Consider the following 12,655-nt stretch of genomic DNA (forward strand, 5'->3'; position numbering starts at 1 on the left):
CCTCAACTTTCGAAGGGAGCCCTGATGACAACAGCCAGCAACGATCGGATCGGTACCGTACTCGTCACCGGTGGTGCGTCCGGTCTCGGCGCGGCGACGGTCCGCGCCGTGCGGGAGCGCGGCGGTAGGCCGCTCGTGATCGACCGGGTGGCGCCGGAGGGTGAGGTCGAGTACATCATCGCCGACCTCGCCGACTCCGGTGCGGCGGAACAGGCCGTGCACGACCTCGTCGAGAGGGCGGGCGGGCGGCTGGACGGCGTGTTCACGGCCGCTGGTATCGACAGTTGCGGCCGGCTCGACACCGTCCCCACCAAGGACTGGGAGCGCGTGGTGCACGTCAATCTCCTGGGCACGGTGGCGGTGGTTCGTGCGGCGCTGCCGCACCTGAAGGAATCCCGCGGAACGGTGGTGACCTGTGCATCCACGTTGGGGATCAAAGCGGTCAGCGATGCCACCGCCTACTGCGCGGCCAAATTCGGTGTCGTGGGATTCACCCGGGCTCTCGCCGCCGAGACCGCGGGCGAGGTAGGCGTCACGCTGCTGATTCCCGGCGGAATGACCACTCCCTTCTTCGACGGACGCGACGAGCAGTACAAGCCGCCGGCGGATGCCAAGCTGAACGATCCGGCGCACGTCGCGAACACGGTGCTGTTCGCCCTGAGCCAGCCCCCCGGATGTGAGGTTCGAGAGATGGTCGTGTGCTCGTCGACCGAGAGCTCATGGCCCTGACGCCGACCGTCCTCGTCCTGCGCGCGCTCGGCATCGGCGACCTCCTGACCGCGGTGCCCGCTCTGCGCGGGCTCCGCCGGTCCTGTCCGGACCGGCGGCTTGCGCTCGCAGCCCCCGCGGAATTGGCGCCACTCGTGGAGTTGATCGGCGCAGTCGACGAACTCGTTCCGACCGCCGGTCTCGGCGCCCTCGACTTCCGCGGCGGAGAGCTCGACCTGGCGGTCAATCTCCACGGGCGCGGCCCGGAGAGCATCGCGGATCTGCTGCGCCAGAATCCGCGCCGCACCCTGACCTATCGGCACGCCGACTACCCGGACCTCCCGGGGCCGGAATGGGTGGCGGACCAGCACGAGGCGCAGCGGTGGTGTTCCCTCCTCGACTGGTTCGGAATCCCCTGTAATGCCGCAGATCTCGATCTCACCCCGCCACCGGAGGCGTCCGCCGCCCCCGGCGCGGTCGTCATACATCCGGGGGCGGCGTCCCCTGCCCGCCGCTGGCCGGTGGACCGTTTCGGAGCGGTGGCCCGCGTCCTCGCCGACCAGGGGCATCGCGTCGTCGTCACGGGGAGTGCAGGTGAGCGGCCCCTCGCGGAAGCGGTTGCCGATTCCGCCGGACTGCCGCCGGGCGCCGTCCTGGCGGGCGAGACGTCGCTGCGCGGGACCGCGGCAGTGGTCGCCGATGCGCGACTGGTCCTGTGCGGCGACACCGGGATCGCGCACCTGGCCACCGCGTTTCGCACTCCGTCGGTGATCCTGTTCGGTCCGGTCTCACCCGCACACTGGGGACCGCCTCGCCGCCCGCAGCACGCGTGCCTGTGGTCCGGACGGCGCGGTGACCCGCACGGGAACAGTCTCGACCCCGGGCTCGCGGCGATCACCGTCGAGGACGTGCTGGGCGCCGTGGGCGAGGTATGTGCAGACAAGCACGTGATGGAAGGAGGGCTGGATGTCTGACCGGCACGTCGGCGTCGTGGGCGCCGGCTACGTGGGATTGACCAGCGGCGCAGGCTTTTACGATCTGGGACACCGAGTCACCCTGGTGGACATCGACGCGCACCGCGTCGAGGCCCTGCGCAGTGGTGAGCTGCCCTTCCTCGAGCCGGAACTCGAACGGCTCGTCACGCAGGGTGTGGCATCGGAACGCCTGCACATCACCACCGACCGGACCGCACTCGCGTTGTGTGACACCGTATTCGTGTGCGTGCCCACCCCCATGGGTGAGGACGGCGCCGCAGATCTCTCTTCCGTCGACGCCGTGGTTACCGAACTGGCGGCACTGCTCGCACCCGGCAGTATTGTGGTGACCAAATCGACTGTGCCGGTGGGAACCACCATCCGCATCGGCGAACGCCTCGAACCCCATGGGATCACCGTGGTGAGCAACCCGGAATTTCTGCGGGAAAGCCATGCGGTACACGACTTCCTGAACCCCGACCGCATCGTCGTCGGCGCCTCGGACGCGGACGCCGGGCAACGCGTCGTCGACCTCTACGCCGGCGTCGAGGCGCCGGTTCTGCGGATGGATCCGGCCAGTGCCGAACTCGCCAAGTATGCGAGTAACGCGTTCCTCGCACTCAAGTTGTCCTACGCGAACACCCTCGCCGACCTGTGTGATCACTTCGCCGCCGACATCCGCGACGTCGGACGGGCCATGGGCGCCGACCACCGTATCGGGGCCAGCTTCCTGAACCCCGGGCCCGGCTGGGGAGGATCGTGCCTTCCCAAGGACACCCACGCCTTGCTGGCGACCGCGGAACGCGGGGGCGTGTCGTTTCCCTTGCTGCGTGCGGCGCTCGAGACGAATGCCGCGCAGGCGCACCGGGTGGTCGCCAAAGCGCGGCAGGCCGCCGGGATCGAAGCAGGCGGCTCCCTCGAAGGGGTACGCATCGGGCTGCTGGGCCTGGCGTTCAAAGCCGACACCTGCGACGTCCGCGACTCCCCGGCGCTCACCGTCGCGGCCGCACTGTCCGAGGAAGGAGCCGTGCTCACCGCCTACGATCCCGGAGTGTCGCCGGCCTCCCCGACGATCCCGGGTGTGCAGGTGGTCGACGACCCCTACTTGGTAGCGAAAGACGCGGCGGTGCTGGTGCTTCTGACCGAATGGAGTGACTTCCGAACCCTCGACTGGGACCTCGTCGGCACACTCGCCCAGCGTAAGGCGATCGTCGACACGCGGAACCTCCTGGACCCCGCCGTGTTGAGAGATTCCGGCTTTCAGCTCGTGTCGAACGGACTCGGGGACGGCGAGGCACAGCGATGCGGCTGATCATCACGGGGGCGACCGGTAACGTCGGCACCGCCCTGCTTCACCGGCTCCGAGGCGGATCCGAGCTCCTCGACCAGGACCTCGAGCTGGTGGGGCTCGCACGACGACCTCCCGCGCAGGTCCCGCCGTACGACGGGCTGCAGTGGCACGCGATCGACGTGGCGCACCCCGATGCGATCGACCTGTTGCGGCCCATCTTCGAGGGCGCCGACGCGGTGATCCACCTCGTGTGGGCGTTCCAACCCACCCACGACCGTAACTATCTCCGACGCGTCGGCGTGGACGGCACCCTGGCGGTGGCGGCCGCAGCCGAGGCCGCCGGTGTAGCGCATCTGATCCATATGTCGTCCGGGGCGGTGTACTCACCGGCCCCCGGACGGACGGTCGACGAGTCCGCACCCCGCGGCGGTGTGCCGGGCTCGGTGTACAGCGTCGACAAGGCCGCCGCCGAGGCGGGACTCGACGACTTCGAAAAGAATTCCTCGGTGGCCGTCACCCGCGTACGGCCGGGATTCATCGGCCAGCGGGCAGCGGGCAGCGAACTCGGCCGTTACACCCTGCCGCGGGGCATTCCGGCGGGCGTTCTGAAGTATCTTCCGCTGCTCCCGTTGGACCGCGCGCTGGCGATCCCGGCCGTCCACGCCGACGATGTTGCCGACGCGCTGGCTCGAATGGTGTTCGAGCGGGCCACCGGGGCGTTCAATCTGTCGGTCGATCCCCCGCTGGGCACGGACAACTTCGGTGCTGCGCTCCACGCCCGCCCCGTGCACGTGCCGCGCTCGCTGCTGACGCTTCTCGTCGACGTGACGTGGCGAGCCCACCTGCAACCTGTCCACCGCGGGTGGATCGATCTGGCCTATTCGGTTCCCCTGCTCGATTCGGCCAGGGCCCGCCGCGAACTTCAGTGGGAACCCCGGTATTCGGCGCAGGACACGCTCGACGCGGCGGTACGCGGCGTCATCGGCGGCGATGCCGGAGACAGTCCTGTGCTGCGCCGCCGATCGCCGTTCGACGGGACCCGGTGACCCCTGTCGATTACGAGTGCGTTCGGTGGGTATTCGGCTGCCATGAGCGAGCAGCAGCGGCTGAAGGTCGTCGTCGTCGGTGCCACCGGCAATGTCGGAACGAGCATCGTCGAGGCGTTGAGCGAGGAGCCGTCGGTCGGAGAGATCGTCGGCGTAGCGCGCAGGCACACCGATTGGACCTGCTCGAAGACACGGTGGATATTCGCCGATGCCAGCGTCGACGACTTCCGGCCGATCGTGCGGGGCGCCGACGCCGTCATCCACCTCGCCTGGTTGTTCCAGCCCACCCACAAGCCGGAGGTCACCTTTGAAAACAACGTCCTCGGTGCCATCCGCGTGTTCGAGGCCGTGGCCGAGGAACGGGTACCGGCCCTCGTGTACGCCTCTTCGGTGGCGACGTATTCGCCGGGGCCGTCCGACACCGGCGTCACCGAGGACTGGCCCACCCACGGTTGGCCCGGCGCCGCCTACCCGCGTGAGAAGGCGTATCTGGAGCGGTGGCTGGACGTGTACGAGCTGAGCAACCCGGACATGCGGGTGGTGCGGATGCGTCCAGGCTTCATCTTCAAGCGGGAGTCGGCAACCGCGCAGCGTCGGTTGTTCGTCGGGCCCCTGCTGGCCGGCCGGCTGGTCCGGAGCGGGCTCATCCCGGCTGTTCCCCTCGTCGAGGATCTGCGTGCGCAGATTCTGCACACCACCGATGTGGCTGCGGCATACGTCCAGGCGGTACTCAGGCCGGTGCGCGGTGCCTTCAACCTTGCGGCGGACCCGCCCGTGGACGGCGCCTACCTCGCCGAACTTTTCGGGGCCCGTCAGATTCCCATTCCGCGGCCCGCGGTCCGCGGTGCCCTGTGGGCGGCGTGGCACACGCACGCGGTACCCGCCTCACCCGGACTCCTCGACACCGTTCTGCAGCTGCCGATCATGGACACGACCCGAGCTCGGACGGAGTTGGGGTGGCAGCCGCGCTACACGCCCCGGGAAACCCTCGAGGAATTTCTGGGCGGGTTGCGCGATGGTGCCGGGTTGCCCACGCCACCCCTGCACGGGGACACGGTAGGTGGTCGGCTCCGGGAATTCGCGACCGGAATCGGTCAGCGGCCATGACCATGGACATCGCGACGCCGTGCGCGAGTGACGACGCCTGCGCGAGTGACAAGGAAAGGACTGGGTAGTTGCCATGACGAAAGACGCGGGAACGCCAGGCACGGGCAGTGAGTCCGAGAAGCCCTACGACCCGGCGGAAGACCCGGATTCGGACCCGGAGAATCTGCTGTCCGGCACACATCAACCGGATCAGGCCGAGGGTGAGGACGACGACCCGACCTGACGCGGGTCTCGTTCCTGCTCAGTCGAACACGCCGGCGAGGTCGAGAATCAGCAGAACGGCAATTGCCAGGAACACAGCGGCGATCGCACCGACTGCCACCATCGTCGCGATGCCCGTAGGCGGAAAATGTCTACCGGTTCGGGGCTCGGAGAACGACGTCCCCGAGGTCTGCGCCGCATCAGGTGGGGTCGAACCGGGGCTGACACCACCCCCGGGTTCGAGATCGGGGGTCTCGGCCGGGTCCGGATCCGGGGGTTGAGCGGTCATGGCGACGATCCTCCCTGTCCTGAGTCGACATTTCGCGAGCACGAGCCGCGCGTACCCTCGCCGAGTACCCGCCCGCGCACCGTCCACACGAGGACAGAACCCCCCGGCACTCATTGCGGTCCCCGATGTTTGACGAATTCGACGGCCACTTGCCGTTCCGGTGCCGCCGAATCGAGCTCACCCTCGGTGACCGTCACGCCGTCGGTGACCGTCTCCACGACGCGCCACCCGAAGGCCCCGCGGTCCGGCACGTTGCCCGCCGGAATTCTGGCCGCCACCGTGACGGCCAGCGCGGAATCCGAGGTCACGAACGAACACGTCAGATCCACGTCGGAGATCACGGCGCCGATCAGCTCGGAGGCGATCTCATCGACTGCGAGCTTGATGTCCGCTACCTCGTCGGCACCGAAATCAGCGAGGGCAGCGAGGGTTTCGGCTACCGCCCTGATCACCGGAAGCTGATCGAACTCGGCCGTCACCCGTAATTCGACAGGTGAACCCGGCTCCGCTCGAAGCTTCCCGAATTCGCCGATCTCGGCCATCTGCACTCCACATTTCGGTCGCAGGTGCGTGGATCTTCGCGCAGCGTACCCAGCGATCGGAACCGCCAATCGGTTGAAAGCGTGCCGTGCGGGGACGTAGGGTTGATCGCGCGTGGTTGAGAACACAGCCGCACGCAGTCCGGACGCCGCAGGACGCGCAATGGACGGAGGTTGTGCGCCCTGTACGTGGCATCGGGCCACCGACGCTTGCGGTTGGTGTGTCCCCGCCGCGGAATGAACCGACGCGCACGGACGCCCACAGATTGCATGCGATCGGAGGGTCATGAAATCTTCACGCAGCGTCAGCGCCGTGGCCGCACCGCACTGCGACCGGGGATCGCGCCTTGCGCACGACCACGAAATCGGTGTCGCGGTCGAAGCGGCCGCGCCCGGGGGCGCCACGATAGGCCGTATCTCAGGTGACATCGACGTGCTTGCCGCACCGTCGTTCGCGTTGGCGCTGGCCGACCTCGCGCAGGACGACGCCGCGCTCGTCATCGACATGACCGGTGTCGACTTCGTCGGAACCTCAGCGCTGTCGGTGCTCTCGACGTTCGCCGAGTCCGCGCGGCAGCGGCACATGACCTGGGCGCTTGCCGGCAACCGGGCGGTGCTGCGTCCCATTCAGGCCACCGGACTCGACACGATGATCCCCACCTGCGACTCCGTACGCAAGGCTCTCGACTGGATAGATGCTCGCGGGCACGTATGACGACCGATCAGTGATGACTGTCTTGCTGACCTTGTGGGGAACGCAACCGTTCCCTCGGGTACGGCCTGGTGTCACGGCGCCTGAAGGATCCGGCCCTGCGGATCGACGAGCTACCACCCTCGATGTGATCGTCCTGTCCCACTCGAAGGACGACGTGCAGGTGACGGTGACGTCCCTGCCCGGCCGCCACGCGCCCGGGTGGACCGCGGCGAGACCGTGACCATCTGATCGCCGTCCCTCGCCCTCGACACCGGGGAGCCTCACCGGTCCCCTGCCGGTCCGCCCGGCTCCTCCGAACGCTGGGCGGTGTCTTCGACGTCGACTGCCGTCTGCTTGTGGCCACCCGGGCCGATGTGCGCTTCGGCCCGCATCGTCTCGACCATGTGCGGGTAGTGCAGCTCGAACGCGGGACGCTCGGAGCGCACCCGCGGAATCTCGATGAAGTTGTGCCGCGGCGGCGGGCAGGTGGTGGCCCACTCGAGCGAGTTGCCGTAACCCCACGGGTCGTCGACGGCGACGACCTCGCCGTACCGGTAGCTCTTGAAGACGTTCCACAGGAACGGCAGCGTCGAGATCCCCAGAACGAAAGCGAATACCGTGGAAATCGTGTTCAGCGTGGTGAACCCGTCCGGCGGCAGGTAGTCGGCGTACCGGCGCGGCATACCTTCGGCCCCGAGCCAGTGCTGCACCAGGAACGTGCCGTGGAAGCCGATGAACGTGGTCCAGAAGTGCCACTTGCCGAGGCGTTCGTCCATCATCCGCCCGGTCATCTTCGGGAACCAGAAGTAGATGCCGGCGTAGGTGGCGAACACGATGGTGCCGAACAGCACGTAATGGAAATGAGCCACCACGAAGTAGCTGTCGGTGACGTGGAAGTCGAGCGGCGGGCTGGCCAGGATGACGCCGGTGAGACCACCGAAGAGGAACGTGATGATGAAGCCGACCGAGAACAGCATCGGCGACTCGAAGGTCAACTGCCCCTTCCACATGGTGCCGATCCAGTTGAAGAACTTCACCCCGGTGGGCACCGCGATCAGGAAGGTCATGAACGAGAAGAACGGCAGCAGCACCGCGCCGGTGGCGTACATGTGGTGCGCCCACACCGCGATCGACAGGGCCGCGATGGCCATGGTTGCGAAGACCAGGCCGTTGTAGCCGAAGATCGGCTTACGGCTGAAGACGGGGAAAATCTCGGTCACGATGCCGAAGAACGGCAGCGCGACGATGTACACCTCGGGGTGCCCGAAGAACCAGAACAGGTGCTGCCACAAGATCGTGCCGCCCGTGGCCGGGTCGAAGACGTGGGCTCCGAGGTGCCGGTCTGCGGCCAGCCCCATGAGTGCGGCGGTGAGGATCGGGAAGGCAAGCAGTACAAGGATGCTCGTGATGAAGATGTTCCAGGTGAAGATCGGCATGCGGAACATGGTCATCCCGGGGCATCGTAGGCAAATCACCGTGGTGATCATGTTGACGCCGCCGAGGATGGTGCCGAGCCCGGACAGGGCGAGGCCCATGATCCACAGGTCCGCGCCGAGCCCGGGAGAGTGTATGGCGGAGGTCAACGGCGAATACGCGGTCCAGCCGAAGTCGGCGGCGCCACCGGGGGTGATGAACCCCGCGAAGGCGATGAGGCCGCCGAAGAGGAAAGCCCAGTAGGAGAAGGCATTCAGCCGGGGAAAGGCCACATCGGGGGCGCCGATCTGCAGCGGCAGGATGTAATTGGCGAAGCCGAAGACGATAGGGGTGGCGTACAGCAGCAGCATGATCGTGCCGTGCATGGTGAACAGCTGGTTGTACTGCTCGTTCGACAAGAACTGCAGGCCGGGCACCGCGAGCTCGGCGCGAATCAGCATCGCCATCAATCCGCCGGCGAGGAAGAACCCGAATGCAGTGACCAGGTACATCAAACCCAGCGTCTTCGGGTCCGTCGTCGAGATCATGTCGTAGATGAACGACCCTTTGCGGCGATAACGCGGCGGATAGGGCCTGCGGGCTTCGATCGGGCGCACACCAGTTGCCGTCATGTCCAACTCCACGGTCGACACTATTGGACTACAGCGTAAACCCCATCCTCACAGGTCTGCAGGAATTGCAGGCGGCGCCGGCCACCACTGGGGAGCCGAAAGACGCGATAAAACGTTGGGGATTCCCTGTTTGAGGTGATGGCGGCGAGGTATACGGCGGGTAGACCGCGAACTACCGGTAACGCACCCGAAGGAGTAGGGCGATGACACGACCGACCTCAACCCGAAGCTCGATGACCGCCACACCCGTACAGATTGCGGCGCTGGTGGTCGGAGCGGTATTCCTCTTGGTGGGCATTCTCGGGTTCATCCCGGGCGTGACCACCGACTACGACGTGATGGCCGTCGCCGGACACGAGTCGCACGCCATGCTGCTGGGCATCTTCGAGGTGTCGATTCTGCACAACGTCGTGCACATCCTGTTCGGCGTCGCAGGCATTGTCATGGCGCGCGCCGCTAACACTGCCAAGGCCTTCCTCGTCGGCGGCGGCGCGATCTACCTGGTCCTGTGGATTTACGGACTCCTCATCGACCAGGACAGCGCGGCCAACTTCGTCCCCGTGAACACTGCGGACAACTGGCTGCACTTCGCCCTTGGTGTCGGCATGATCGCACTCGGCCTCCTGCTTCCCCGTCTGAGGTCGACCGGACACACCACCGCGGTCCCCCCGCGGTAACCCAGCCCGCGAGTTATCCATCGATCGCCCGCCGCCACACGGGGCGGCGGGACTTCAACGAGAACAGAGGAGACCATCATGGCTACCGGAGAAACCGGATTCGACGACGTCAGCTACGACCTGGTGTCCGTCCAATACCATTCGCTCAAGGCCGGTCACGACTACGGGCAATATGTGCGGGACGCCAAGAACGCCGGCCGCGACGACATCGCGTCGTTCTTCGAGCAGGTGATGGCGGAAGATTCCGACCGCGCACGCCGCTGCCACGAGTTCCTCAAGGACATGACCGGATCGTCGGACGCCGGCCCTGCAATGAGCTGAACGTTGGTGGGTACATGACCGACGCGCACATGCCGAGTGGGGATATCGACCCGGCGAAGCCGATGATCCGCTCTTCGGATCATCACAGCCGCCCGGTGGGCGACGAGGATCTTCCGGTGATCGACAGCCTCGAAGCGCTGACCGACATCGTCGCCTCCGACTCCGAGGTCTACCTGCGTCACTCCAAGGGGCCCAGGGCCGACGCGGTGGAGGGTCCCAGCAAGGATTACGAGGCCAAACTCACCCTGCCCGGATTGTCGGTGACCACCATCTCCCCGGAGCCGTGGTGGCACCGGCCGGTCGAGGACTGGGTTGCGAGACGGATCCGCAAGTACGCCGAACTGTCTCGCCAGGAGGACCGCTTCGCCTGGTTACTCAAAGGCCGTGTGGTCGGGCGAGGCCCGGATCACGAACCGCTGCTGACGGATATCCGGCCTCTCGCCCGACTGAGCCATTCGGTTCTCGACGAAGCGGCGCACCGCTACCGGGAGCGCTTCGACGTGGGCCAAGATTCGACTGCCTGACATCAGAGGAGACTGCGGTGGCATCCGAAACTCTTACCTTCTTCAAGCTGGTGTCGCGGTGATGTCGGCCGGAACCGGAACGCCGTGACCGACACCCGAACCACCACCGACCACATGGAGATCCGGCGGTGGGTGGACCGACACGACGGAGCTCCGGCCAGAGTCGGCAACGCCGGCTCCCCGGAGACCGTCTTACTTCGGCTCGATTTCGCCGGCGGCGCTTCCGAGGAAGCCCTCGAACGCATCTCGTGGGACGACTGGTTCTCCGCGTTCGACCGGTTCGCACTCGCCTTCCGCTACCGCGATGCCGACGCCGGCGAGGACGGCGCATTCTTCGAACTCGTCCCGCGTTGAGAGTAGTCGGGAGGTTGTCAGGGGGTGGAAGTCTGCTCGGCCAGAAAGGCGAGCCGGCGCAGACATTCGCGGTTGCGGGGATAGACGGCCACGTCCTGCACCGTCCGCGGGATCCACTTCAGCGGTGGCGTCGCCACCTTCTCGTCCATCTCGAGGTGGCAGCCGGAACCTCTCGGCTCGAGCTGGAGGTGCACGACGGCTTTCGTCGCGGGCGTGGCCCGGGCCAGCAGCCGAAGCTCTCGCTCCTCGTCGACTTCCAGGACTTCCGTCGAGTCGTTGATGAGTACCGGCCAGACACCCACCGAATGGTGCAGCTGACTGCCCACGGCGGGCCACTCCGCGTTGACGGCGCGCATGCGGGACGCACCCACCACCCAGGACGGATACAACCACCCATTGGCGAGGACGGACCAGACGGCGGACACCGAAGCTGTTGTATCCCATTGAGCCTTGATGACGATCACTCCCTCGCGCTGGTGCATCGGTGACAGCCGCATACCCGGGGCCGGCGCCCGCGAAACCACCCGGGCTACGGCTGGCCGCGATCGTACCCGTGTGGTTTGCTCGACCACACGTGTCGGTTTTCGAGGAGGTTCATCGTGGCAGATCCCGGGTCAGGGTCCGGCACCACGGCGGCGTTGTTCGACGTCGACGGCACGCTGGTGGATTCGAATTACCTCCACGTCGATGCGTGGCAACGTGCGTTCGCCGAAGTCGGGCATCGCATCGACGCATGGCGGATACACCGCGCCATCGGATTGGACTCGCAGTTGCTGCTCGACACCCTGCTGGGCGACGCCGCCGGCGAGGTGGGTGATCGGGCGAAGGAGCTGCACAAGCAGTACTACCTGGATCTGCAGCCGAGTATGCGGCCACTCCCCGGTGCTCGCGAGCTGATCCGCGAGTTGCACCGTCGCGGCGTGCAGGTGGTGTTGGCGACCTCCGCACCCGAGGACGAACTCTCGGTGCTTCGTGCGGTTCTGGACGTGGATTCCTACATCGCGCACACCACGTCCTCGGGCGATGTCGGACAGGCGAAACCGGATCCCGAGGTGGTGAAGACCGCACTGGAGCGATCGTCCACATCACCCGACACCGCGGTGATGGTCGGGGACGCCGTGTGGGACGCCGAGGCGGCCACCGAGGCCGGGGTGCCGTTCATCGGTCTGCTCAGTGGCGGCATCTCACGCGGAGAACTGCTCGACGCCGGCGCGAAAGAAGTGTACGACGACGCGCGAGCCCTTGCGGACGGACTCGAATCGAGTGCGCTCGCAAGTCTTTTCGGGCGGTGACCTCCGCCGCCGGTACGTGCGCGGCGCCCGTCGGCGCCGGCGATCAGTGCCGGTGCGAGGACCAGGCCGCGGCGATATCCGGGTACGAGGCGGCGATCTCGTCGACGCGTTCGTCGGTCGCGGTGTCTACTTCGGCGCGATGGCGCTGCGCCGTCACCAGCGGCCCGTCCGCCTGACCGGTGCCCGAACCGGGCGGGGCGTCCGCCTCCCACTCGTGGATCACCTCGTCGAGGCGCCGTGCCACGAAGGTTCTCTTGTCCTCACTCATCGTCACTCCGTTCCAGGTCGAACCGGCCCCGATCGTTTTCCGGTACCACAGTCCGGTAGTCCGGATGTTTGCGAATCCACTGCTGCACGTATGTGCATTCGGGAAGGACTCCCAGCCCACGGCTCCGGGCGTCGTCGAGTGTGTCCTCCACCAGCCGGCCCGCGAACCCCTTGCCCTCGAACGCGTCACCGACCTCTGTGTGGGTAAGGGTGAGCACACCGTCGCCCACCGAATACTCGATGAACCCGGCAACGTCACCGTCCTCGATCAGTTCATAACGGTTCCGCTGCGGATTGTCCTGCACCTGTGATGCCATCGCATTCCT

The 12,655-nt window shown here is 66.8% G+C and carries 18 protein-coding genes; 12 read left to right on the top strand and 6 right to left on the bottom strand.

Going from position 1 to position 12,655, the window contains the following annotated elements:
• Positions 1–24 precede the first annotated feature (24 nt).
• The 6 genes from R4P95_RS10785 to R4P95_RS10810 all read left to right on the top strand — a co-directional run bounded on the left by R4P95_RS10785 (position 25) and on the right by R4P95_RS10810 (position 5,349).
• Positions 25–729, top strand: coding sequence for an SDR family oxidoreductase (locus R4P95_RS10785; RefSeq protein ID WP_213572115.1), 705 nt, complete (start codon positions 25–27; stop codon positions 727–729).
• Positions 720–1,682, top strand: a complete 963-nt coding sequence (locus R4P95_RS10790; protein WP_213572116.1) for a glycosyltransferase family 9 protein — start codon at positions 720–722, stop codon at positions 1,680–1,682. Before R4P95_RS10785 ends, R4P95_RS10790 begins: the two co-directional genes overlap by 10 nt.
• Complete coding sequence (locus tag R4P95_RS10795) at positions 1,675–2,994, top strand: UDP-glucose/GDP-mannose dehydrogenase family protein (RefSeq protein ID WP_317744864.1); 1,320 nt, start codon at positions 1,675–1,677, stop codon at positions 2,992–2,994. The genes R4P95_RS10790 and R4P95_RS10795 overlap by 8 nt, the downstream gene beginning before the upstream one ends.
• Positions 2,985–4,019: an NAD-dependent epimerase/dehydratase family protein gene (locus R4P95_RS10800; RefSeq protein ID WP_317744863.1), complete on the top strand. Its 1,035-nt coding sequence runs from the start codon at positions 2,985–2,987 to the stop codon at positions 4,017–4,019. Before R4P95_RS10795 ends, R4P95_RS10800 begins: the two co-directional genes overlap by 10 nt.
• A 42-nt stretch (positions 4,020–4,061) precedes the next feature.
• Complete coding sequence (locus R4P95_RS10805; protein ID WP_317744861.1) at positions 4,062–5,126, top strand: NAD-dependent epimerase/dehydratase family protein; 1,065 nt, start codon at positions 4,062–4,064, stop codon at positions 5,124–5,126.
• A 73-nt stretch (positions 5,127–5,199) separates the two neighbouring features.
• Positions 5,200–5,349 (top strand): hypothetical protein, encoded by a 150-nt coding sequence (locus tag R4P95_RS10810; RefSeq protein WP_213572120.1) that lies wholly within the window; start codon positions 5,200–5,202, stop codon positions 5,347–5,349.
• An 18-nt stretch (positions 5,350–5,367) separates the two neighbouring features.
• Here R4P95_RS10810 and R4P95_RS10815 read toward each other — a convergent pair whose 3' ends face one another.
• Positions 5,368–5,616 carry a DUF6480 family protein gene (locus tag R4P95_RS10815; protein WP_159922334.1) on the bottom strand — a complete coding sequence of 83 codons (249 nt, stop codon included), beginning with the start codon at positions 5,614–5,616 and terminating at the stop codon, positions 5,368–5,370.
• 110 nt (positions 5,617–5,726) lie between these two features.
• A complete protein-coding gene (locus R4P95_RS10820) occupies positions 5,727–6,158 on the bottom strand; it encodes an ATP-binding protein (protein ID WP_317744860.1) in 432 nt (143 codons plus the stop codon).
• Between the two features lie 283 nt (positions 6,159–6,441).
• Here R4P95_RS10820 and R4P95_RS10825 point away from each other — a divergent pair, with 283 nt between their 5' ends.
• Positions 6,442–6,870 carry an STAS domain-containing protein gene (locus tag R4P95_RS10825; RefSeq protein ID WP_213572122.1) on the top strand — a complete coding sequence of 143 codons (429 nt, stop codon included), beginning with the start codon at positions 6,442–6,444 and terminating at the stop codon, positions 6,868–6,870.
• A gap of 260 nt (positions 6,871–7,130) precedes the next feature.
• Here R4P95_RS10825 and ctaD read toward each other — a convergent pair whose 3' ends face one another.
• Positions 7,131–8,894: a cytochrome c oxidase subunit I gene (gene ctaD / locus R4P95_RS10830; RefSeq protein ID WP_317744858.1), complete on the bottom strand. Its 1,764-nt coding sequence runs from the start codon at positions 8,892–8,894 to the stop codon at positions 7,131–7,133.
• A 233-nt stretch (positions 8,895–9,127) separates the two neighbouring features.
• On the opposite strand from ctaD, the gene R4P95_RS10835 reads away from it, so the two are divergent.
• From R4P95_RS10835 to R4P95_RS10850, 4 genes are all read left to right on the top strand, one after another.
• On the top strand, positions 9,128–9,571 hold the full coding sequence (locus R4P95_RS10835) for a DUF4383 domain-containing protein (protein WP_213578010.1): 444 nt from the start codon (positions 9,128–9,130) through the stop codon (positions 9,569–9,571).
• A 78-nt stretch (positions 9,572–9,649) separates the two neighbouring features.
• Positions 9,650–9,892, top strand: a complete 243-nt coding sequence (locus tag R4P95_RS10840) for an acyl carrier protein (RefSeq protein WP_159922324.1) — start codon at positions 9,650–9,652, stop codon at positions 9,890–9,892.
• A 62-nt stretch (positions 9,893–9,954) separates the two neighbouring features.
• On the top strand, positions 9,955–10,416 hold the full coding sequence (locus R4P95_RS10845) for a DUF6098 family protein (RefSeq protein ID WP_213578012.1): 462 nt from the start codon (positions 9,955–9,957) through the stop codon (positions 10,414–10,416).
• A gap of 84 nt (positions 10,417–10,500) precedes the next feature.
• A complete protein-coding gene (locus R4P95_RS10850) occupies positions 10,501–10,770 on the top strand; it encodes a hypothetical protein (protein ID WP_249353762.1) in 270 nt (89 codons plus the stop codon).
• A gap of 17 nt (positions 10,771–10,787) precedes the next feature.
• On the opposite strand, the gene R4P95_RS10855 is transcribed toward R4P95_RS10850, so the two are convergent.
• Positions 10,788–11,252 carry an SRPBCC family protein gene (locus R4P95_RS10855; protein WP_317744857.1) on the bottom strand — a complete coding sequence of 155 codons (465 nt, stop codon included), beginning with the start codon at positions 11,250–11,252 and terminating at the stop codon, positions 10,788–10,790.
• A 117-nt stretch (positions 11,253–11,369) separates the two neighbouring features.
• Between R4P95_RS10855 and R4P95_RS10860 the strand changes: the two genes are divergently transcribed.
• Positions 11,370–12,062, top strand: coding sequence for an HAD family hydrolase (locus tag R4P95_RS10860; RefSeq protein ID WP_213572125.1), 693 nt, complete (start codon positions 11,370–11,372; stop codon positions 12,060–12,062).
• A gap of 43 nt (positions 12,063–12,105) precedes the next feature.
• On the opposite strand, the gene R4P95_RS10865 is transcribed toward R4P95_RS10860, so the two are convergent.
• Positions 12,106–12,330 carry a hypothetical protein gene (locus R4P95_RS10865; RefSeq protein ID WP_213572126.1) on the bottom strand — a complete coding sequence of 75 codons (225 nt, stop codon included), beginning with the start codon at positions 12,328–12,330 and terminating at the stop codon, positions 12,106–12,108.
• Positions 12,323–12,646, bottom strand: coding sequence for a GNAT family N-acetyltransferase (locus R4P95_RS10870; protein ID WP_213572127.1), 324 nt, complete (start codon positions 12,644–12,646; stop codon positions 12,323–12,325). Before R4P95_RS10870 ends, R4P95_RS10865 begins: the two co-directional genes overlap by 8 nt.
• Positions 12,647–12,655: the final 9 nt, after the last annotated feature.

This window comes from Rhodococcus sp. IEGM 27 (genome assembly GCF_033142305.1).
Classification (GTDB): domain Bacteria; phylum Actinomycetota; class Actinomycetes; order Mycobacteriales; family Mycobacteriaceae; genus Rhodococcus_F; species Rhodococcus_F oxybenzonivorans.